Below are 21,316 nucleotides of genomic sequence, written 5' to 3'. Positions count from 1 at the left end.
GGTGTCGAGCGGCAGACACGCACGCTCGCGCTGGTGGTCATTTTGGCAGACGCCGGGCGTCGAGGGCGCCGAACAGGCCGTTGGCCTTGTTCCAGCTGTCGGCGAGGCGCTCGGCATGGTCCCGGTGGCCCGACGCCAGTGCGTCGGAGATCTCGCGGGTCGCGTGAGCGTGCAGGTGAGCGCGGTAGCGCGCGTATTCGGCGGCCGAATCCTTGCTCACCATGAACGGCCAGTCGCTGGACACCGTCAACAGGGTCTCCCGCAGAATCTGATCGGCCACCCGGTCGCGCGGGGTCGGCGCACCGACCGCGGCATGCTGGGCGAGCGCCTTGTCCACGGTGCTCAGGGCCCCGTCGACGACCTCGCTGTTGAGCTGCACCAGATCGGTCACCTTCTCACCGTTCCAGACCTGCCAGTTCTTGCCCGAACCCCATGAGCTGGGCGGCAATTCGACGGGTGCGCCGACGAAACCCTGGGCCTTGGCGTCCGAGAGGGTGCCGACCCGCACGCCGGCCTCGGGTAGTGCCCGCAGCACCCGGCCCAGCCACTCCGGACCCTCATACCACCAGTGCCCGAACAGTTCGGTGTCGAACGCGGCCACCACGTGTGCCGGCCGGCCGAGTCGTTCGCTCTCGCTGATCAGGCGGCGGCGGACCACCGCGACGAAGTCGGCGACGTGCTCGTCGATTGCGCGGTCGGCGCGCTGCGGATCGTAGGGCGCCTTCTCCTCGGACGGGACGTTGCGACCGGTCACGCGGGAGGGTTTGAGGCCGGTTGTGTGGTCGTAGGTGTGGAAATCGCGGTAGGCGGCGTGACCGGGATAACCCGACTTCGGCGACCACACGCGGTAGCTGACCTGAAGGTCGCGGCCGAACGCCACCACATCGGACCCGCCGACGGGCCGGCCCAGCGCGGTGTCACCGTGCAAGGACGGGCCGTCCACCATGAAATGGCCGACACCGGCCGCGGCGTAACCGGTTTCCATGCCGGGCGCGTACGCACACTCGGGCGCCCAGATACCGACGGGGGTGTGCCCGAACCGCTGCTGCGCGTCGGCCAGGCCTTCGCGCAGCGCGAACTCGCGTAGGCGCGGATTGAGCAGCGGCTGGAACGGGTGCGCGAGCGGGCCGCCGAGCAGTTCGATGGTCTCGGCGTCGATCAGCCCGCGCAGCAGCCCGCTGGCGCCGTGGCGCCAGTGGGTGGCGAACTCCTCGATGGCCGCACTGGCTTCGGCATACTCGCGAATTCCGAACTGCCGCAATCCTTCTGGTTCGCGTAGTGTCGTCGCCTCCTGAGCGCGCAGCTGCCAGTTGGCCAGCCAGTGGTGCATCCCCGTCAGGCAGTAGGGGTCATCGAGCTGGGCGGTGACCACCGGCGTCATGCCCAGGGTGATCAGGTGGCGGCGATCCTCGGCGGCGAGGCCGCGCAGCACCCGCATCAACGGCAGGTAGGCGGCCGCCCAGGACTGGTAGAGCCATTCCTCGCCGACCGGCCAGCGGCCGTGATGGGCCAGCCAGGGGAGGTGGGTGTGCAGGACGAGCGTGAAGAGCCCGGGAACGGGTTCGGGCTCGGGGTGCGAGGTCACGGCCGCACCGCGATCGCCACCAGATCGAGGCTGTCGTCAATGTTGCGCTCGTCGGCGGAAGTGAGGTCGAAATCGGCGATGCCTACCGCGGCGACGTCGGCGAGCAGCTGCTCGGGCCACGGTGCGTCGGCCACGGCGCGCTGCACCTGCGCCTCGATGATCGAGCCGCCGTGCCGGGCGTCGAGCTCCGCAAGCCCGGCGCCGTGAAAGACCCCGAGCATCGACTCGACCGTGAATCCGGCGTCGTGCAGCAGTTCGGTCAGCTCCGCGGCGTTGAGCTCGCGGGTGTGGAACGGGTTGAGCGGAGTGTCCAGGCCGGGGGAGAAGGTGATCCGGTTGGGGGTGGAGACCAGGAACACGCCGCCCGGCCGCAGCACCCGGAAGCACTCGGAGACGAATTGGCCCTGATCCCAAAGGTGTTCGATGACCTGGAAGTTGACCACGACGTCGACCGATTGGTCGGCCAGGGGCAGCTCGGCGAGGTTACCGTGCTGGATGTCCACCCGGGGGTAGCGGGCCCGCACGTGTGCCACCGTGGCCTCGTCGTAGTCCAGTGCAATCACCTTGCGCGCGACGTCCGCGATCAGATCGGCGCCGTAGCCCTCACCACAGCCGGCCTCCAGGACCTCGCGATCGACGCACCGGTCGGCCAGTCGCTGATACACCACCTCATGACGGCGGAACCAGTAGTTCTCCTCGGCCAGGCCGGGGATGGTCCGTTCGCCGGTCAGAGGTAGGGCCCGAAGTTCGGTGCCGTCCGGATCGTCCACGATAGTGCTCATTGGAAGGCAGGCTAACCCAGGTGAAGCGGTGGTGGCCTATCCGCGAACCGTTCCCTGACGTCAGGCGTGTGGTAGGGGAGGCCGGAATACAAAGTTCGACCAGCTATGGTGTTCCTGCGAACCACTATAAGTTACCGACCGGTAACATGGTGCTAGTTGCCTAGAACGTGATATGAGCCGGACCACCGGTCTCATCGAGGAGGACGAACCAGAGTCATGACGAACATCGTGGTCCTGATCAAACAGGTCCCAGACACTTGGTCGGAGCGCAAGCTGTCCGACGGCGATTTCACCCTCGACCGCGAGGCTGCCGACGCCGTGCTCGACGAGATCAACGAGCGCGCCGTGGAAGAGGCGCTGTTGATCAAGGAGCGCGAGGGCGGAGACAGCACTGTCACCGTGCTGACCGCGGGCCCGGAGCGCGCCACCGAGGCGATCCGTAAGGCGCTGTCCATGGGTGCCGACAAGGCTGTACACCTCAAGGACGACGGCCTGCACGGCTCCGACGTGATCCAGACCGGGTGGGCCCTGGCCCGCGCGCTGGGCACCATCGAGGGCACCGAGCTGGTCATCGCCGGTAACGAGGCCACCGACGGCGTCGGCGGTGCGGTCCCGGCCGTGATCGCCGAATACCTGGGCCTGCCGCAGCTCACCCACGTGCGCAAGCTGACCGTCGAGGGCGGCAAGGTCACCGCCGAGCGTGAGACCGACGAGGGCGTGTTCAGCCTCGAAGCCTCGCTGCCGGCCGTGATCAGCGTCAACGAGAAGATCAACGAGCCCCGCTTCCCCTCCTTCAAGGGCATCATGGCCGCGAAGAAGAAGGAAGTCACCGTGCTCACGCTCGCCGAGATCGGCGTGGAAGCCGATGAGGTCGGCGTTGCCAATGCCGGTTCCAAGGTGCTCGCTTCGACCCCGAAGCCGCCGAAGACCGCCGGTGAGAAGGTGGCCGACGAAGGTGACGGCGGCACGAAGATCGCCGAGTACCTGGTCGCTCAGAAATTGATCTAGCAGCTGACTCGATTCGAACGAAAGACAAACGAAACTCATGGCTGAAGTACTTGTGCTCGCTGAGCACTCCGAAGGTGCATTGAAAAAGGTCAGCGCCGAGCTCATCACCGCCGCCCGCGTGCTGGGTGAGCCCGCCGCCGTCGTGGTGGGCAAGCCGGGCACCGCTGCTCCGCTGATCGACGGCCTGAAGGCCGCCGGTGCGGCCAAGATCTACGTCGCCGAGTCCGACGACGCAGAGAGCTACCTGGTCACCCCCGTCGTCGACGTGCTGGCCGGGCTGGCCGAGTCGGCCGCGCCCGCCGGCGTGATCATTGCCGCCACCGCAGACGGCAAGGAAATCGCCGCTCGCCTGGCCGCGCGCATCGGCTCGGGCCTGCTGGTCGACGTCGTCGAGGTCCGCGAAGGTGCGGTGGGCATCCACAGCATCTTCGGTGGCGCCTTCACGGTCGAGGCTCAGGTCACCAGTGACACCCCGGTGATCACCGTGCGTCCGGGTGCCATCGAGGCCGCCCCGGCCGACGGTGCCGGCGAGGTCGTCAACGTCGAGGTCCCGGCCCAGGCCGAGAACGCGACCAAGATCACCAAGCGCGAGCCCGTCGTCGCCGGTGACCGCCCCGAACTCACCGAGGCCAGCGTTGTGGTCGCCGGTGGTCGTGGTGTGGGCAGCGCCGAGAGCTTCTCGGTCGTCGAGGAGCTGGCCGATTCGCTGGGCGCCGCCGTCGGCGCCTCCCGCGCCGCGGTCGACTCGGGTTACTACCCGGGCCAGTTCCAGGTCGGCCAGACGGGTAAGACCGTGTCGCCGCAGCTGTACATCGCGCTGGGCATCTCCGGAGCGATCCAGCACCGCGCCGGCATGCAGACGTCGAAGACGATCATCGCGGTGAACAAGGACGAGGAAGCTCCGATCTTCGAGATCGCCGACCTCGGCATCGTCGGTGACCTGTTCAAGGTCAGCCCGCAGCTGACCGAGGCGATCAAGGCCCGCAAGGGATAGTTTTCCCGCACGAGCAGACACAAAAGTGCCCCAAAACCTCGGTTTTGGGGCACTTTTGCTGGGGGCACCTCCCGCTTGCGGGGGACGGCTCGGCAGTCCGGGTTGCGGGGAATCCTTGCCAGAGACTGAAACGTGTTCCAATATGCACTGATGGCCCACGACGGGAGCCCGGACGACGGCGGCACCACGTTCGACCCGGATGCGTTGCGCAGCCGGTACGCCCGGGAACGTGAGCGGCGGTTACGTGCCGACGGTATCGGGCAGTATCTGGAGGTTGCCGGTCGGTTTGCCGGCTTCGGTGAAGATCCTTGGGCCCAGCCGGGTTTCACCCGCGAACCGGTGACCGATGAGGTCGACGTCGCGATCATCGGGGCCGGTTTCGGCGGGCTCCTCACCGGCGCCCGGTTGCGGCAGCTGGGCGTCACGGATCTGCGGCTGATCGACAAAGCCGCCGATGTCGGCGGGACCTGGTACTGGAACCGGTACCCGGGGATCGCCTGCGACGTCGAGTCCTACGTGTACATGCCGCTGCTGGAAGAGCTGGGCTATGTGCCGACCGAGAAATACGCCAAGGGCGCCGAGATCTTCGCGCACTGCCGGGCCATCGCCGAGCACTTCGACCTGTACCGCAATGCCTGCCTGCAGACCGAGGTGCAGCACATCCGTTGGGATTCCACCGATTCTCGCTGGCTGATCTCCACCAACCACGGCGACGCCATCCGGGCGCGGTTCGTCTCGATGGCCAACGGCTATCTGCAGAAGCCGAAACTGCCGGGCATCGACGGCATCGCCGAGTTCGCCGGGCACGCCTTCCACACCAGCCGATGGGATTACACGTACACCGGCGCCAGTTTGGAGAACCTGGCCGACAAGCGGGTCGGCATCGTCGGTACCGGTGCGACCGCGATCCAGTGCGTGCCGCGACTGGCACCTGCGGTCGGGGAGCTGTTCGTGTTCCAGCGCACCCCGTCCACGGTCGACGTACGGGCCAACGCACCGACCGATCCGGGCTGGGCCGCTTCGCTGGTGCCCGGGTGGCAGCACCAGCGGATGGAGAACTTCCAGATCCTGACCGCCGGCGGCCAGGCCGACGAGGACCTGGTCGCCGATGCCTGGACCAGCCTGGCGAAAGCCATGCCGATCGCCAAGGAAGGTACCGATCCGCAGGCTTCGACGGCGGAACTGGCTGACTTCGCCAAGATGGAACAGATCCGGGCGCGGGTCGATGCGCTGGTGGCCGACCCGGTCACCGCTGAGGCCCTCAAACCGTGGTACGGCTACTACTGCAAGCGGCCCTGCTTCCACGACGAGTATCTGCAGTCATTCAATCGGGGCAACGTCAGCCTGGTCGACACCCAGGGCCGCGGAGTCGAGCGGATCAATGCATCCGGGGTTGTCGTCGACGGTGTCGAATACCCGTTGGACTGCCTGATTTTCGCCACCGGATTCGAGGTGGGCACCGACTACACCCGGCGCACGGGGTTCGAGGTGACCGGCCGCGACGGAAGAACATTGACCGACAAGTGGTCCTCCGGGGTACGCACGCTGCATGGATTACACGTCAACGGGTTTCCGAACTGTTTCATCGCCAGCATCGCGCAGTCCGGCTTCACGGTGAACTTCCCGTACCTGATCGACACCCAGTCGCGACACACCGCATGGGTGATCGCCTGGGCCCTCAAACACGGCGTCACCGCGGTCGAGGCGACCGCGGATGCCGAGGCGGCCTGGGTGGATACCGTGGTGGCACGGTCGGGTGTCATCTCCGGCCGGCGTGGATCCTGTACCCCCGGTTATTACAACCGTGAGGGGCAGGCCAGCGCCCGGTTGAACCAGGACAGCTTCTTCTTCGGCAGTCCCACCGAATACGCCGACATCCTCTGCGCCTGGCGGGACGCCGCATCCGGTGAAGGAGCGGGTGGCGCCGAAGCCCTTGAGGGAATGGACATCACGTGCCGATGAACAGTGCGCTGCTGATCGAGGGCGCGTTGGTACCGGCGTCCGGCGGCAACACGTTCGCCACCATCAACCCGGCCACCGAGACGGTGTTGGGGCGGGCCGCCGACGCCGACGCCGACGATATGGACCGTGCCATCGGTGCGGCCCGCGCTGCGTTCGACGACACCGATTGGTCTCGGGACACCGCATTGCGGGTGCATTGCCTGCGGCAGCTACGGGATGCGCTCAACGACGAGATCGAGCAGTTGCGCAGCATCACGGTGGCCGAGGTCGGCGCACCGGTGTCGTTGACCTACGGCGGCCAACTACAGATGCCGGTCGATGGTCTGGGGTATGTCGCCGATCTCGCCGAGGCCTATGCATGGACAACCGATCTCGGCCCGGCGGCACCGTTCGGCAAGCCGACCGGGCGCACAGTGGTGCGGGAACCGTGCGGGGTGGTCGGGGCGGTCACGCCGTGGAACTTTCCGCATCAGATCAACTTCGCGAAGCTCGGCCCGGCGTTGGCCGCCGGCAACGCCGTGGTGCTCAAACCGGCTCCGGACACCCCGTGGTGCGCTGCCGAAGTCGGCCGGATCATCCATGATCACACCGACTTTCCGCCCGGTGTGATCAATATCGTCACCTCGGGGGATCACCGGGTCGGGGCTCAGCTGACCGAGGATCCGCGGGTGGATCTGGTGTCATTCACCGGGTCGACGGCAACGGGCCGGGCGGTCATGGTGGCGGCGTCGCACACCATCAAGAGGGTGTTCCTGGAACTCGGCGGCAAGTCCGCCTACGTGGTGTTGGACGACGCCGACCTGCCCGCGGCCTGTGCGTCCGCGGCCGCCGGTGTTGCGATGCACGCCGGGCAGGGCTGTGCCTTCACCACCAGGCTGCTGGTGCCCCGGGCCCGCTACGACGAGGCGGTTGAGGCGGCATCGACGGCCATGTCCGGCATCGGTTTCGGCGATCCCACCGACCCGGCAACCCTGTGCGGTCCGTTGATCTCGGCGCGACAGCGGGACCGCGTCGAGGGCTACCTTAAGATCGCGCTCGCCGAGGGTGGCCGGTTCGGCTGCGGCGGTGGACGACCGGTGGAGCCAAGTTCCGGCTTCTACATCGAACCGACGGTGATCGCCGGACTCGGCAACGATGCGCGGGTGGCCCGCGAAGAGATTTTCGGACCGGTGCTCACGGTCATCGCCCACGACGGCGACGCCGACGCGGTGCGCATCGCCAATGATTCGCCGTACGGCCTGTCCGGCGCGGTGGTCGGCACCGACCAGGACCGGGTCGACTGGGTGGCGTCGCGGCTGCGCACCGGAACGATCAACGTCAATGGCGGCGTGTGGTATTCGCCGGACGCGCCGTTCGGCGGCTATAAGCAGTCCGGGATCGGCCGGGAGATGGGCCTGGCGGGCTTCGAAGAATATCTGGAAACCAAACTGATCGCCAAAGGAGTGCAGTGACTACGGAACTCGATCCCGGTCTGCAGGCTGAACTGGGTCCGATCATGGCCGCGAGCGCGCAGATGGACAAGCCCGAAGTCGGCGATGTCCTGACTCGGCGGAGGTATGCCCGGGCCATGTTCGAGCACCTGGCGTCCGCGCGGGCGGCGGTACCGCAGGTCGAGGTGACCGAATACGTGACGGTCGCCGAGGACGGCACCGAGATGACGTTGCACTGGTATCGGCTCGCCGACACCAGCGGACCCGGCAGTGCGGCCTTGTACCTGCACGGCGGCGGCATGATCTATGGCCTGGATGAGGTTGGTGCCCTTTACGATTCGGTGGTCCGCGGATATGTCGCGGCCTCGGGGGTACCGATGCTGGTGCCGGATTACCGGGTGGCCCCGGAGCATCCGCACCCATCGCCCGTGCAGGACTGCTACGCCGGGCTGGTCTGGCTGGCCGACCACGCCGACGAACTCGGCGTCGACCCGGGGCGGCTCGCGGTGATGGGGGACAGCGCGGGCGGGGGACTGGCAGCCGGGGTGTGTCTGCTGGCCCGCGACCGCGGCGGTCCGTCGATCGCACGACAACTACTGATCTACCCGATGCTGGATGACCGCACCCCGGCGCCCGATTCGGCCCTGGCGTCGCTGCTGACCTGGAGTTACGACGACAACATCACCGGCTGGCAGGCCCTGCTCAGCGGGACGGCCGGAACCGACGGGCTGGTGGCCTACGGCGCCCCGGCCCGCGCCGGTGACCTGTCCGGTTTACCGCCGACGTATCTCGACGTCGGCGACCTCGATCTGTTCCACGACGAAACCAACCGCTACGCCGCCGCACTCACCGCCGCCGGGGTACCGACCGAGCTGCATGTCACGCCGGGATGCCCACATGCCTTCGAAATACTGGCGCCCGACGTCCCGGTGTCGAAACGGATTGTCGCCGAGCGGGTCCGCCGACTCCGGTCGGTGTAGTCAGAGCGAGAAGTCGATGACGGCCCGGATCACCCGGCCGCCCAGCAGGTCGTCGAAGGCGTCGTTGATGTCGTCGAGCCGGTAGCGCCTGGTGATCATCTCATCGAGCTTGAGCTTGCCGTCACGATAGAGCTGTGCCAGGGCGGCGATTTCGGTGCGCGGATTGCACGACCCGAACAGGGTGCCGCACAGGGTTTTGTTCATCAGGATGAGGTCCTGCAGGTCGAGTGGTACGGCCCCGGTCGACGGCGCGGCCATGCCCGTAAGCACACAGATGCCGCCCTTGCGGGTCAGGGCCAGGGCACCGGCGACATCGCCGTCACCGATCGTCGACGGTGCCACCACCACCGCGTCGGCCATCACGCCGCGGGTCAGGTCCCGGACCAGCTCGAGCGCGTCGGACACGCTCGGAGCGGTATGGGTGGCGCCGAAAGTGACCGCGGAATCCCGCTTGAACGCCACCGGATCGACGGCGACCACCCGGGTCGCACCGCATAGATGTGCACCCTGGATGGCCGGAGTGCCGATACCCCCGGCGCCGACGACCACCACGGTGTCCCCGGCCCGCACACCGGCCCGGTGCACCATTGAGCCGTAGCCGGTGGGCACCGCGCAGGACAACAGGGCGCTGGATGTCAGCGGTAGGTCCGGGTCGATCTTCACCAGCGAATCAGCTGCCACCACAGTGTGTTCGGCGAACGCGCCGATCTTCGAAGTGTGCCGCAATTGCTCACCGGACAGGCTGTGATGGCGGAAGGTCCCGTCGGTGGGCATCCCCGGTATCAGGGTGCCCGCGCCGACGTCGCACAGGTACTCGGTACCGCTTGTGCACCATCGGCATTGCCCGCAGACCGCCAGGAAGGACGTAACCACGTGGTCTCCGGGAGTAAACCGGGTGACACCCGGCCCTACGTCGAGCACCACCGCCGAACCTTCGTGGCCGCCGATCGTCGGCGGCATGACCGGCAGCGCAGCCCCTTTCGGCGCAGAGAGAAAGCCGGTGCGGATGTGGTCGTCGGAGTGGCAGAGGCCGGCGGCCGCCATCTGCAGCAGCACCTCGCCGGCGCGCGGTGGGTCGAGCTCGAATTCTTCCACCGACCAGTCCCCGCCGGCGTCACGGATGATCGCGGCCCGGCTCCTCATCGCGGCATCATCCGACGAATCTAACGTTCCGTAACCGGTCATGAACGGGGTTCTGTGCGGTGCGGGGCAACTGTGTGGGGCGAACGGGTTCACACGACGCTCGCCGAGTGCCACGCTGGAGGGACGCTCGACCCCGAGAGCCACTCTCGCGTGAGAAAGCGGCGGTCCGACTACGGACTTTCCAGGGTTTGGATCTCGGCACGCGGTGCCAGTGTTGGTCCTGTCAGCACGCCAGAGGAAGGGATTCGCACAATGAAGATCACAGTCATAGGTGCCAGCGGGCAGATCGGCTCGCGGGTGGTGAGGTTGCTCACCGAGGCCGGTCACGACGTGGTAGCTGCCTCCCTGTCATCAGGCGCCAACGTTCTCACCGGTGAGGGGCTGGTTGAGGCGCTCACCGGCGCCGACGCGCTCGTCGACGTGGTCAACTCGCCCTCGTTCGAGGACGGTCCCGTGATGGACTTCTTCGCCACGTCCTCACGGAATCTGGCGGCCGCTGCGAAGGAGACCGGTGTCGGGCACTACGTCGCCCTGTCGATCGTGGGCACCGACGGCCTGCCGGACAGCGGCTACATGCGGGCCAAGGTGGCCCAGGAGAAGAACATCACCGATTCCGGGCTGCCGTACACAATCGTGCGGGCCACGCAGTTCCAGGAATTCGCCGAGGCCATCACCGGGTCACTGGTGGTCGGCGACGAGATCCGGGTCCCCGACGCGCGGATCCAGCTGATCTCGGTCGACGACGTCGCCGCCGAGGTGGCCAAGGTGGCGCAGGCCGCGCCGCTCAATGGGATCGTCAACATCGGTGGGCCCGACAAGTTCTCGTTCGCCGACATGGCCCGCGCGGTGCTCGCCAAGCAGGGTGACGACAAGCCGGTCGTGGTCGATCCACAGGCAACCTATTTCGGCACTGCCGTCGACGAGGACAGCCTGGTGACCGGCGATGACGGGATCCTCGGTGAAACCCGTTGGGCCGACTGGATTGCGGTTCGCTGACATGCCTGTTTCGGCTGAGCGCGAGCAGGCGCTTCATGATGCGATGACCGTGATCGATTGCGTGACGCCGCCGTTCATCCCGCCGAACGCCGAGGTGATGACGACGATCATCGAGTGGCCGGCCGGCTCACCAGGGGCACCTCCGCACCGGCATCCCGCCGGACCCGCCTTCGGCTACGTGCTCGAGGGCGAGATGCTCTTCGAGTTGGAGGGCGAGGCTCCGCGGGTGGTCAAGGCCGGAGAGGCCTTCTGGGAGCCGGGTGGCGACATCATCCACTACTCGGACGCCAACAACCGCGACGATGTTGCGCTGCGTTTCCTCGTCAACATGCTGTGCGTGCCCGGTCAACCGATGCTTGTCATCGTCGAGGATGACGAACTGGAGGCCCGTAAGGACCGGCGAGTGCGCTGATGGCCGAGTTCGGAGACGTCGTCCGGTCGCGGCGGTCGTCGCGGAAGTTCTTGCCGGACAAAACTGTTCCGCAAGAACTGCTCGAAGAGGCACTCGCACTGGCGATCCGGGCGCCGTCGAACTCCAACACCCAGCCCTGGCACGTGTTCTTCGCCACCGGTGAGCGGCGCGTCCGATTGGTCGACGCGCTGCTCGCCGCGGTCGAGGCCGCACCGCCGGCGATAGGCTCGGCGGGACTGCCGCCGCAGTTCGCCCACCTGCGCAAGGAAAGCGGGGCCCTGGTCTACGGAGCCATGGGGATCGCCCGCGACGACGCCGAGGGACGATGGGCGGCCCAGCTCCGCAACTGGGAATTCTTCCACGCGCCCGTCGCCGGGGTGGTCTGCATGCATCGCGATTTCACCAACGTCGATGCGATGGGGGTCGGGATGTTTCTGCAGACCCTGCTGCTGGCGTTGAACGAACGGGGTATCGGCAGTTGCGTGCAGGTGTCGATCTCGTTCTATCCGGACGTCTTGCGTGAACAACTCGGCATCCCCGACGATCTGACGGTCCTGTGCGGGATGTCCATCGGCTATGCCGACCCGGATTTCCCCGCCAACAACCTGGACACACCACGCAATCCGATCAGTGAGAACGTGGTGTTCCTCGGCGCGTGAGCCGGCAGCACAAAACGTCACCTGGCGCTCACGGACACGTCATGCGGGCGATGCCGATTGGAGACCCGACTGGGCGACCGTTCTGACCATGAGCACTACATCTGTACTCATCGCCGCTGATCACACCGACAGCGCGGCGCCCGATGCGCCCCGCTACACCCTCCTGCTTCATCCGTTTCGCGCCTCACGTGCGCGGGCCGCCGACCACGAACTCATCGAAGCCGCCCAGCGGCTCCGGCACGACGTGTTCACCTCGGAACCCGGATTCACCCTGCCCGAGGCGATCGACGGACGTGACGCCGACAGGTTCGACGAGCACTGTGACCACCTGCTGGTACGGGAGGACCGCACCGGTGAGCTGGTGGGTTGCTACCGGATGCTGCCGCCGCCCGGCGCCATTGCTGCGGGCGGGCTGTACACCGCCACCGAGTTCGACGTGCGCGGTCTGGATGCGCTGAGGCCCTCGCTGGTCGAGATGGGCCGTGCGGTGGTGCGAAACGATCACCGCAACGGCGCCGTCGTACTCCTCATGTGGGCGGGAATCCTGGCCTACCTCGAGCGCGCCGGGTACGACTACGTGACGGGCTGCGTATCGGTGCCGGTCGCAGGCAATGCGGACGGCCCACCGGGAACCCAGATCCGCGGGGTCCGTGACTTCGTGCGGCGCCGCCACGCGGCACCCGCGGAGCACACGGTGTTCCCGTACCGGCCGGTGGTGCTGGATGGCCGAACGCTCGACGACATCGACCCACCGTCGCGGACCACGGTGCCGCCACTGATGCGCGGCTATCTGCGCCTCGGTGCGCAGGTGTGCGGAGAACCTGCCCACGACCCCGGCTTCGGGGTGGGAGATTTCCCGGCCCTGCTGGACAAACGCAACGCGGACGTCCGCTACCTCAAGCGCCTGCGTTCGGTCTCGGCTGCCGCCGACATGGTCGACGGGATAGCCGGAGACGCGTCATGACCACCGCCACGCGGGAGCATTCCTGGCTGCCCAGGGCATCGTGCGACGGCAGTTGCGTTCACGCCGGCAGCGCCGACGCCGGTCGCCGCTTCGTGGTCTGGATCCGCACCACGGTTCGGGTGGTGATCGCTGTGCTGTTGGCGCCCGGAGTGCCGCTGCTGGCGGTGCCGATACCGGGCCGCACGCACGTGCAGCGGTTCTACTGCCGGTTGATGTTGCGCTGCTTCGGGGTTCGAATCGCCTTGTCGGGTGGACCCATCCGCAATCTGAAGGGCGTACTCGTGGTCAGCGGTCACGTGTCGTGGCTGGACATCTTCACGATCGGGGCAGTGTTGCCAGGCTCCTTCGTGGCCCGTGCCGATCTGGTGGAATGGCCCGCGTTGGGTCGACTGGCCCGCGTGATGAAGGTGATCCCGATCGACCGGGGCAGCCTGCGCCGGTTGCCCGCCGTGGTGCACACCGTGGCCGCACGGCTGCGCGCCGGGCACACCGTGGTGGCATTCCCGGAGGGCACCACCTGGTGCGGACTGGCCTACGGCCCGTTCCGGCCGGCGATGTTCCAGGCCGCGATCGACGCGGGCCGGCCGGTGCAGCCGCTGCGGCTGGTCTACCGCCACCGCGACGGTCGACCGTCGACGATTCCGGCCTTCGTGGGGGACGACACCCTGTTGCGGTCCGTGCGTCGGGTCATCACAGCACGTCGCACCGTGTGCCATGTCCACGTCGGGTCGCTGCAGCTGCCCGGAGACGACCGCCGGGCACTGGCCGGACGCTGCGAAGCAGTGGTGCGGGGCCACCAGGAGCTTCCTGAAGCTTCCGCGCACATTCTGGCGGCCTGAGGCGGCTGGAAGGAGGGTCGCCTGCCAGCGGCTATCCTGGAGACGTTATGAGCTCCTCCGCGGGCAGGCCGGTCTATCTCGATCACGCCGCCACCACCCCGATGCACCCCGCCGCCATTGAGGCGATGACGGCTGCGCTGGCCAACGTGGGCAATGCCTCCTCGCTGCACGGTTCGGGGCGCCTCGCCCGTCGCCGGATGGAGGAGGCCCGCGAGACCCTGGCCCGCCTGCTGGGCTGCCGTCCCTCGGAAGTGATCTTCACCGCCGGTGGCACCGAGAGCGACAACCTCGCCGTCAAGGGCATCTACTGGGCCCGCCGGGATGTCGAGCCGAAGAGACGCCGGATCATCACCACTGCCGTCGAGCATCACGCGGTTCTCGACGCCGTGCAGTGGTTGGTCGACCACGAGGGCGCCGAGGTGACCTGGCTGCCGGTCGACGCAGAAGGTGTCGTCGCACCCGAGTCCCTGCGTTCGGTGCTGGAGGATGAGGGCGGATCCGCCGACGTGGCGCTGATCACCATCATGTGGGCCAACAACGAGGTCGGCTCGATCATGCCGATCGCCGAGCTGGCTTCGATCGCGGCCGAGTTCGACATTCCGATGCACAGCGACGCCATCCAGGCCGTCGGTCAGGTCCCTGTCGATTTCGCCGCGACCGGGCTGTCGGCGATGAGCGTCGCCGCGCACAAGTTCGGCGGTCCGATGGGCGTCGGCGCGCTGGTGCTGCGTCGTGACACCGCCTGTGTGCCTCTGCTGCACGGTGGTGGTCAGGAGCGCGATGTGCGTTCGGGAACCCCGGATGTGGCGGGCGTCGTGGCGATGGCCGCGGCGGCCGACGTGGCCATCGGGGGGCTCGCCGAGCACAGCAGCCGAGTACAGGCTTTGCGGGACAGGCTGATCGACCGTGTGATGTCGACCATCGAAGACACCTCCCTCAACGGGCCCCGGGGAACCGGCCGGCTACCGGCCAACACGCACTTCACTTTCCGTGGCTGCGAAGGTGATTCGCTTCTGATGCTGCTCGATGCCAAGGGTGTCGAATGCTCCACCGGCTCGGCGTGTACGGCCGGTGTGGCGCAGCCGTCGCATGTCCTGATCGCGATGGGGGCCGACCCGGTCACCGCGCGGGGGTCACTGCGATTCTCGTTGGGGCACACCAGCGCCGACGCTGACGTCGATGCCGTGCTGGAGGTGCTGCCCGCCGCGGTCGAGCGGGCCCGGCAGGCGGCGCTGGCCAGCGCGGGTAGGACATTCTCATGAGGGTCCTGGTCGCGATGAGCGGCGGCGTGGATTCCTCGGTGGCTGCCGCCCGGATGGTCGACGCCGGTCACGACGTCGTCGGCGTGCACATGGCGCTGTCATCGGCGCCGGGGACGTTGCGCACCGGTTCGCGGGGGTGCTGCTCCAAGGAGGACGCGGGCGATGCCCGCCGGGTGGCCGACATCCTCGACATCCCGTTCTACGTATGGGATTTCGCCGACCGCTTCAAGGAAGATGTGATCGACGACTTCGTCGAGTCCTACGCCCGCGGCGAGACCCCGAACCCGTGCGTTCGGTGCAACGAGCGGATCAAGTTCTCCGCGCTGGCCGCCCGGGCGCTCGCACTCGGTTTCGATGCGGTGGCCACCGGCCACTACGCGCGGCTGGAAGACGGTCGGCTGCGTCGCGCGGTCGATGCCGACAAGGATCAGTCGTACGTGCTCGCGGTGCTCACTGCCGAACAGCTCTCGCATGCGATCTTCCCGATCGGTGACACGCCCAAGCCGCAGATTCGGGCCGAGGCCGCCGAGCGGGGCCTGGCCGTCGCGAAAAAGCCTGACAGCCATGACATCTGCTTCATCCCGTCGGGGGACACCCAGGCATTCCTGGGCGCCCGCATCGGTATCCGGCCCGGAGCTGTGCTCGACAACGACGGCGCAGTGCTCGCCGAACACGAAGGCGTGCACGGTTTCACGATCGGGCAGCGCAAGGGTCTGGGCATTCCCGGACCGGGTGCCGATGGCCGGCCACGCTATGTCACCGGGATCGACGCCGATACGGGCACGGTACGGGTCGGATCTGCCGAGGACCTCGAGGTGTCTGCGCTGATAGGCGAAAAGCCGGTGTTCACCAGCGGGGTTGCGCTTGACGGGCCGGTGGAATGCCAGATCCAGGTGCGCGCACACGGCGGCATCACCGACGTGGTGGCCGAGCTGCGCGACGGCAGGCTGGTGGTGTCCCTGCGGGCACCGCTGCGCGGCGTCGCACCCGGCCAGACCATGGTGCTGTACCGTCCCGACGCCGAGGGCGACGAGGTCATCGCCAGCGCGACCATCGCCCGCGCGTGAGCGTTTTCGGATGAGTGTTTTCGCGGCGGCCACGGGGATCGGATCGTGGCCGGGGACCGAGCCGCGGGCGGCCGCGGAAGTCGTCGTCGGTGAACTCCACACCCTGTCGCACCTCGTGGAGCTGCCGGCCCGCGGGATCGGCGCCGACCTCATCGGCCGGGCCGGGGCGCTACTGGTCGACATCGGGATCGACACGGTGCCGCGCGGGTACCGCATGGCCCCGGGTCGCAGCGCTGCGCTGCGGCGGGCGGTGAGCCTGCTCGGCGAGGACATCGACGCGCTGGAGGAAGCCTGGGAGCGCGCCGGGCTGCGGGGCAGCGGACGTGCCGTCAAGGTGCAGGCGCCCGGCCCGATCACGCTGGCCGCCCATCTGGAACTGTCCAACGGGCATCGCGCCATCACCGATCACGGTGCGCTGCGCGACCTTTCGGCCTCGCTTGCCGAGGGCTTGGCGATCCATCGGGCCGAGGTGGCCCGCCGGCTGGAAACCCCGGTAGTGGTGCAACTCGACGAGCCGTCGCTGTCCGCTGCGTTGGCGGGGCGACTGTCCGGAATCACCAGTTTCACCCCGGTGCATGCGGTGGACGAGCCGTTGGCGATGAATCTGCTCGACGCGTGCGTGGCGGCGGCAGGCTCCGAGGTTGCGCTGCACAGCTGTGCGTCCGACCTGCCGTGGAAGGCGTTGTTGCGCAGCGCTGTCCATGCGATTTCGGTTGACGTTTCGACCTTGACGCCTGCGGATCTGGACGGAATCGGGGAGTTCGTCGATTCGGGACGGACCGTATTGCTCGGTGTGGTGCCCGCGACGGCGCCAGAGGGCAAGCCGTCGGTAGAAGAGGTCGCCAAGGCAGCGGTGGCGCTGACGGACCGTCTCGGGTTCGCCCGGGCTGTCCTGAGCGACCGCATCGGCATCACGCCGGCATGTGGGCTGGCCGGAGCCACCGCGCAGTGGGCGCGTACCGCGGTGGAACTCACGCAGAAGGCCGCCGACGCCTTCGTCGAAGATCCCGACGCCATCTAGGCCGTCTCGCCCGCCCATTGTCACGCTGGAGTGGCGGTCGGGGCCGGGTGTCACTCCAGCGTGACGAAGTGGCTAGGGATTGCGCAGTTCTCGGCGCAGGATCTTGCCGGCCGACGACTTGGGGATCGCGTCGACGAATTCGACCTGGCGCACCTTCTTGTAGGGAGCGACCAGGCCGGCCACGAACGCCATCACTTCCTCGGCGCTCAACTCGGCTGAAGGCTGTTTGACCACAAAGGCTTTCGGCACTTCCTCGCCGGATTCGCTGTCCTGTACCCCGATCACCGCGGCATCGGCGATGGCGGGGTGGCCCAGCAGCGCGGCCTCCAGTTCGGCCGGCGGCACCTGGTAGCCCTTGTATTTGATGAGTTCCTTCAGCCGGTCGACGACGTAGACGCAGCCGTTGGAATCGACCTGGGCCAGATCTCCGGTGTGCAGGTAGCCGTCGGCGTCGATGGTCTCCCGGGTGGCCGCGTCATTGTTGAGGTAGCCGGCCATCACGTTGGGTCCCTTGAACCACAGTTCCCCGGTTTCGCTCAAACCCTCTGCCGGGATCCCGATTTCATTGCCGGTATCGGGGTCGACGAGCTTGCTCACGCCGTTGGGGACGGTCCAGCCGCACGAGGCCAACGGTGCGACTGTGCCGACGGATTCCAGTCCGCCGTCGTGCGGGGTGATGTGGCTGACGGGACTCAGCTCGCTCATGCCGTAGCCCTGAGACACCGTGCAGTTCAATCGATCTGCCACAGCGCGACCGAGGTCGGCATCGAGCGAGGCCGCGCCGGACAACACCGCGCGCAGTGAGGACAGGTCGTAGGAATCGACCAGTGGATGCTTGGCCAGGGCGACAGCGACCGGCGGCGCGATGTAGACGAAGGTGCACCGGTGGTTTGCGATGTTGCCCAGGAAGTCGCCGAGATCGAACGACGGCATGATGACCAGTCGGGCCCGGGCGTGCAGGGCGGCGTTGAGCAGCACCGTCATGCCGTAGATGTGGAAGAACGGCAGCACGGCCAATAGCCGGTCATCGGAGGTCAGGCCCTGCAGCGGGCGGATCTGAGCCACGTTGGCGGTCAGGTTGGCGTGGGTGAGCATGACGCCCTTGGGGTTGGCCGTGGTGCCCGAGCTGTACGGGAGCGCGGCCAGATGCGTGATCGGATCGAAGCTCACCTCGGGTGCCGGGCCGTCGGCGCCGAGACCGGCACCGTCGAGCACCACCACCTGGCCCTCGGTGAGCCCGGCCGCTGCCGCTCCCTCCAGGGCCTGCGGTAGCAGCGCGCTGACCGTGACCAGTAGGCGCGCTTTCGAATCCTTGAGCTGCTTGGTGATGTCTTGTGCGGTGAACAGTGCGTTGACCGTGGTGGCGGTGGCGCCCGCGCGCAGGATCCCGTGGAACGCGATCGCGAAACCCGAACTGTTGGGGGACAGCAGTGCCACGACGTCACCGACACCGATCCCGCGGGCCGCCAGCCCGCCGGCGAATGCGTCGATCCGGCTCACCAGGTCGCCGTAGGTGGTCTCGGTACCGGACTTGGCGTCCACCAGGGCGATCCGGCCGGCATCGGCCGCCGACAGGTCGGCGAACAGGTAGTCGTAGACGCTGACGGTCGGCAGGTCGACGTCGGGAAAGGGGCTGGCAAAACTCATGGCTGCTTCCGATCAGTTTTCGTCGAGTTGTTTGATGAGCCGGCGCGCTGCGACCAGGCGGAACGAGGCGTCGACAAGTTCGCGGACCTCGACCCAATCCACCTTCGCCGCAGTGAAATCCAGACCGAGCCAGCCGAAGGGGCCCATGTACGCCGGGAAGAAGAAGCGACTGTCCTGTTCGAGTGCCCGGCGGTCGCTCTCGTCGACCTTGATCAGCAGAGAATGCGGATACGGCACCATCTCCCCGCGGCTCTCGGGTTTGACGTTGCCGCCGTACATGGCGAACATCTTCGGCGAGCAGAACACCGGCCGGCCCCACGAGACCTTCTCGAAGGCCTCGGGAAATCCCAACGCAACGGTGCGGAGCTCGGCCAGGCCCAAATCGTCATCGCTGAACATGATCGGGTGCGGCATGCCCCTAGGTTAGTGGGGTGGTGTGTCCCTGGCCTCGACTAGCCTGCGAGGGTGACCTCGAACGACACTGAAGACGCTGACCTGCGACGACGTTGGCAGGAACTCGCGGAAGAGGTGCGGGGGCATCAGTTCCGGTACTACGTCAAGGACGCGCCGGTCATCTCCGATGCCGATTTCGACGTGCTGCTGCGGCAGTTGCAGGGGCTGGAGGACGAGCATCCCGAGCTGCGGACCCCCGATTCCCCGACACAACTCGTCGGCGGCGCCGGGTTCGCCACCGAATTCGCTCCCGCCGAGCACCTGGAACGGATGCTGTCCCTGGACAACGTGTTCGATTCCGAGGAGCTGTCCGCCTGGGCGGCCCGGATCAGCGTGGAGACCGGCGATGCCGCGCACTATCTGTGCGAGCTCAAGATCGACGGTGTCGCGCTGTCGCTCGTGTACCGCAACGGACGGCTGGTCCGCGGCGCCACCCGCGGCGACGGACGCAGCGGTGAAGATGTCACCCTCAACGCCCGCACCATCACCGACATCCCCGACCGACTCACCGAGTCGGAGGAGTTTCCGGTGCCCGCGGTACTGGAGGTGCGCGGCGAGGTGTTCTTCCGGCTCGCCGATTTCGAGGACCTCAACGCCGGGTTGGTGGCCGAGGGCAAGCCGCCGTTTGCCAACCCGCGCAACAGCGCGGCGGGCTCACTGCGGCAGAAGAATCCGGCGGTCACTGCCCGCCGCCGGTTGCGGATGATCTGCCATGGGCTCGGCTATTCGGAGGGCTTCACCCCGGCCTCATTGCATGACGCCTACCGGGCGCTGGGTGCGTGGGGCCTGCCGGTATCCGCGCACACCGCAAAGGTTTCCGGCGTGGCCGCAGTCGCCGAACGCATCGCGTACTGGGGCGAGCACCGCCATGACGTCGAACATGAGATCGACGGTCTGGTGGTCAAGGTCGACGAAGTGGCGTTGCAGCGTCGGCTCGGCGCGACCTCACGCGCCCCGCGCTGGGCGGTGGCCTACAAATACCCGCCGGAAGAGGCCACCACCAAGCTGCTCGATATCCGGGTGAGTGTGGGGCGGACCGGTCGGGTCACCCCGTTCGCCTACATGGAGCCGGTGAAGGTGGCGGGCTCGACCGTCAGCCTGGCGACCCTGCACAACGCCGCCGAAGTAGTGCGCAAGGGGGTGCTGATCGGCGACACCGTGGTGATCCGCAAGGCCGGAGACGTGATCCCCGAGGTGCTCGGCCCGGTGGCCGACCTGCGCGACGGGTCCGAGCGTGCATTCGTCATGCCAACCAACTGCCCTGAATGCGGCACCAAGTTGGCGCCGGCCAAAGAGGGCGACGCCGACATCCGCTGCCCGAATACCCGCAGCTGCCCGGCGCAGTTGCGGGAGAGGGTGTTTCACGTCGCCGGCCGCGGCGCCTTCGACATCGAGGGGCTCGGCTATGAGGCGGCCACCGCGCTGCTACAGGCCGGGGTGATCGCCGACGAGGGTGATCTATTCACTTTGACCGCCGACCAGTTGCTGCGCACCGACCTCTTCACCACCAAGAAGGGTGAGCTCTCGAAGAACGGGCAGCTTCTGCTGGCCAACCTGGACAAGGCCAAGGCCCAGCCGCTGTGGCGGGTGCTGGTGGCCTTGTCGATCCGTCATGTCGGTCCCACCGCGGCACGGGCGCTGGCCACCGAGTTCGCGAGCCTGGACGCCATCGTCGCTGCCTCCGAGGAACAGCTCGCCGCGGTCGAGGGGGTAGGCCCGACGATCGCCGCTGCGGTCATCGACTGGTTCACCGTCGATTGGCACCGCGACATCGTGGACAAGTGGCGCGCCGCCGGGGTCCGGATGGCCGACGAGCGCGACGCGAGCATCGAGCGCACGCTGGAAGGGCTGTCGATCGTGGTCACCGGGTCACTGCCCGGGTTCTCCCGCGACCAGGCCAAGGAGGCCATCATCAGCCGCGGCGGCAAGGCCGCCAGTTCGGTGTCGAAGAAGACCGCCTACGTGGTGGCCGGGGACGCACCCGGATCCAAGTACGACAAAGCCGTCGAACTGGGGGTGCCGATCCTTGACGAGGACGGGTTCCGGACGTTGCTCGCTGACGGCCCGCAATCGGCGCCCGACGAGGCGACAACCGACGAGGGCTAGTCGCGG

The 21,316-nt window shown here is 67.7% G+C and carries 19 protein-coding genes; 14 read left to right on the top strand and 5 right to left on the bottom strand.

Features of this window, described 5'->3' with window-relative positions; translation table 11 throughout:
• Positions 1 to 37: 37 nt before the first annotated feature.
• Together JOF57_RS15780 and JOF57_RS15775 are read right to left on the bottom strand one after the other, a co-directional pair.
• A complete protein-coding gene (locus JOF57_RS15780; protein WP_209917966.1) occupies positions 38 to 1,585 on the bottom strand; it encodes a 1,4-alpha-glucan branching protein domain-containing protein in 1,548 nt (515 codons plus the stop codon).
• Positions 1,582 to 2,367, bottom strand: a complete 786-nt coding sequence (locus JOF57_RS15775; protein WP_209917964.1) for a class I SAM-dependent methyltransferase — start codon at positions 2,365 to 2,367, stop codon at positions 1,582 to 1,584. The genes JOF57_RS15780 and JOF57_RS15775 overlap by 4 nt, the downstream gene beginning before the upstream one ends.
• Before the next feature lie 216 nt (positions 2,368 to 2,583).
• Here JOF57_RS15775 and JOF57_RS15770 point away from each other — a divergent pair, with 216 nt between their 5' ends.
• From JOF57_RS15770 to JOF57_RS15750, 5 genes are all read left to right on the top strand, one after another.
• The gene (locus JOF57_RS15770; RefSeq protein WP_209917962.1) at positions 2,584 to 3,375 is read left to right on the top strand and encodes an electron transfer flavoprotein subunit beta/FixA family protein; all 792 of its coding nucleotides are present in this window, start codon (positions 2,584 to 2,586) and stop codon (positions 3,373 to 3,375) included.
• A gap of 37 nt (positions 3,376 to 3,412) precedes the next feature.
• The gene (locus tag JOF57_RS15765; protein ID WP_209917960.1) at positions 3,413 to 4,369 is read left to right on the top strand and encodes an electron transfer flavoprotein subunit alpha/FixB family protein; all 957 of its coding nucleotides are present in this window, start codon (positions 3,413 to 3,415) and stop codon (positions 4,367 to 4,369) included.
• A 150-nt stretch (positions 4,370 to 4,519) separates the two neighbouring features.
• Positions 4,520 to 6,331, top strand: a complete 1,812-nt coding sequence (locus JOF57_RS15760; RefSeq protein WP_209917958.1) for a flavin-containing monooxygenase — start codon at positions 4,520 to 4,522, stop codon at positions 6,329 to 6,331.
• On the top strand, positions 6,328 to 7,782 hold the full coding sequence (locus JOF57_RS15755) for an aldehyde dehydrogenase (RefSeq protein ID WP_209923399.1): 1,455 nt from the start codon (positions 6,328 to 6,330) through the stop codon (positions 7,780 to 7,782). Before JOF57_RS15760 ends, JOF57_RS15755 begins: the two co-directional genes overlap by 4 nt.
• The gene (locus JOF57_RS15750) at positions 7,779 to 8,741 is read left to right on the top strand and encodes an alpha/beta hydrolase (protein ID WP_307870030.1); all 963 of its coding nucleotides are present in this window, start codon (positions 7,779 to 7,781) and stop codon (positions 8,739 to 8,741) included. Before JOF57_RS15755 ends, JOF57_RS15750 begins: the two co-directional genes overlap by 4 nt.
• Here the strand turns inward: JOF57_RS15750 and JOF57_RS15745 are convergent, their stop codons facing one another.
• Positions 8,742 to 9,884 (bottom strand): NDMA-dependent alcohol dehydrogenase, encoded by a 1,143-nt coding sequence (locus tag JOF57_RS15745; RefSeq protein ID WP_209917956.1) that lies wholly within the window; start codon positions 9,882 to 9,884, stop codon positions 8,742 to 8,744.
• Between the two features lie 252 nt (positions 9,885 to 10,136).
• On the opposite strand from JOF57_RS15745, the gene JOF57_RS15740 reads away from it, so the two are divergent.
• From JOF57_RS15740 to JOF57_RS15705, 8 genes are all read left to right on the top strand, one after another.
• Positions 10,137 to 10,880, top strand: coding sequence for an SDR family oxidoreductase (locus JOF57_RS15740; protein WP_209917954.1), 744 nt, complete (start codon positions 10,137 to 10,139; stop codon positions 10,878 to 10,880).
• Between the two features lies 1 nt (position 10,881).
• A complete protein-coding gene (locus JOF57_RS15735) occupies positions 10,882 to 11,292 on the top strand; it encodes a cupin domain-containing protein (protein ID WP_209917952.1) in 411 nt (136 codons plus the stop codon).
• Positions 11,292 to 11,951 carry a nitroreductase gene (locus JOF57_RS15730; RefSeq protein ID WP_209917950.1) on the top strand — a complete coding sequence of 220 codons (660 nt, stop codon included), beginning with the start codon at positions 11,292 to 11,294 and terminating at the stop codon, positions 11,949 to 11,951. The genes JOF57_RS15735 and JOF57_RS15730 overlap by 1 nt, the downstream gene beginning before the upstream one ends.
• Before the next feature lie 88 nt (positions 11,952 to 12,039).
• Positions 12,040 to 12,915, top strand: a complete 876-nt coding sequence (locus JOF57_RS15725; protein WP_209917948.1) for a GNAT family N-acetyltransferase — start codon at positions 12,040 to 12,042, stop codon at positions 12,913 to 12,915.
• Positions 12,912 to 13,754, top strand: coding sequence for a lysophospholipid acyltransferase family protein (locus JOF57_RS15720; protein ID WP_209917946.1), 843 nt, complete (start codon positions 12,912 to 12,914; stop codon positions 13,752 to 13,754). Before JOF57_RS15725 ends, JOF57_RS15720 begins: the two co-directional genes overlap by 4 nt.
• A gap of 47 nt (positions 13,755 to 13,801) precedes the next feature.
• Positions 13,802 to 15,016: a cysteine desulfurase family protein gene (locus JOF57_RS15715; RefSeq protein WP_209917944.1), complete on the top strand. Its 1,215-nt coding sequence runs from the start codon at positions 13,802 to 13,804 to the stop codon at positions 15,014 to 15,016.
• Positions 15,013 to 16,083: a tRNA 2-thiouridine(34) synthase MnmA gene (mnmA, locus tag JOF57_RS15710; protein WP_209917942.1), complete on the top strand. Its 1,071-nt coding sequence runs from the start codon at positions 15,013 to 15,015 to the stop codon at positions 16,081 to 16,083. The genes JOF57_RS15715 and mnmA overlap by 4 nt, the downstream gene beginning before the upstream one ends.
• Before the next feature lie 10 nt (positions 16,084 to 16,093).
• Complete coding sequence (locus JOF57_RS15705) at positions 16,094 to 17,104, top strand: uroporphyrinogen decarboxylase/cobalamine-independent methonine synthase family protein (protein WP_209917940.1); 1,011 nt, start codon at positions 16,094 to 16,096, stop codon at positions 17,102 to 17,104.
• Positions 17,105 to 17,176: 72 nt separating this feature from the next.
• Here the strand turns inward: JOF57_RS15705 and JOF57_RS15700 are convergent, their stop codons facing one another.
• Both JOF57_RS15700 and JOF57_RS15695 read right to left on the bottom strand, forming a co-directional pair.
• Positions 17,177 to 18,751 carry a 4-coumarate--CoA ligase family protein gene (locus JOF57_RS15700; protein WP_209917938.1) on the bottom strand — a complete coding sequence of 525 codons (1,575 nt, stop codon included), beginning with the start codon at positions 18,749 to 18,751 and terminating at the stop codon, positions 17,177 to 17,179.
• Positions 18,752 to 18,763: 12 nt separating this feature from the next.
• Positions 18,764 to 19,165 carry an MmcQ/YjbR family DNA-binding protein gene (locus tag JOF57_RS15695; protein WP_209917936.1) on the bottom strand — a complete coding sequence of 134 codons (402 nt, stop codon included), beginning with the start codon at positions 19,163 to 19,165 and terminating at the stop codon, positions 18,764 to 18,766.
• Between the two features lie 51 nt (positions 19,166 to 19,216).
• On the opposite strand from JOF57_RS15695, the gene ligA reads away from it, so the two are divergent.
• A complete protein-coding gene (gene ligA, locus JOF57_RS15690; RefSeq protein WP_209917934.1) occupies positions 19,217 to 21,310 on the top strand; it encodes an NAD-dependent DNA ligase LigA in 2,094 nt (697 codons plus the stop codon).
• Positions 21,311 to 21,316 lie beyond the last annotated feature (6 nt).

The organism is Mycolicibacterium lutetiense, assembly GCF_017876775.1.
GTDB classification, from domain to species: domain Bacteria; phylum Actinomycetota; class Actinomycetes; order Mycobacteriales; family Mycobacteriaceae; genus Mycobacterium; species Mycobacterium lutetiense.
Note: the sequence above shows the minus strand (reverse complement) of the source record. Positions and strands in the feature narration are given on the sequence as shown.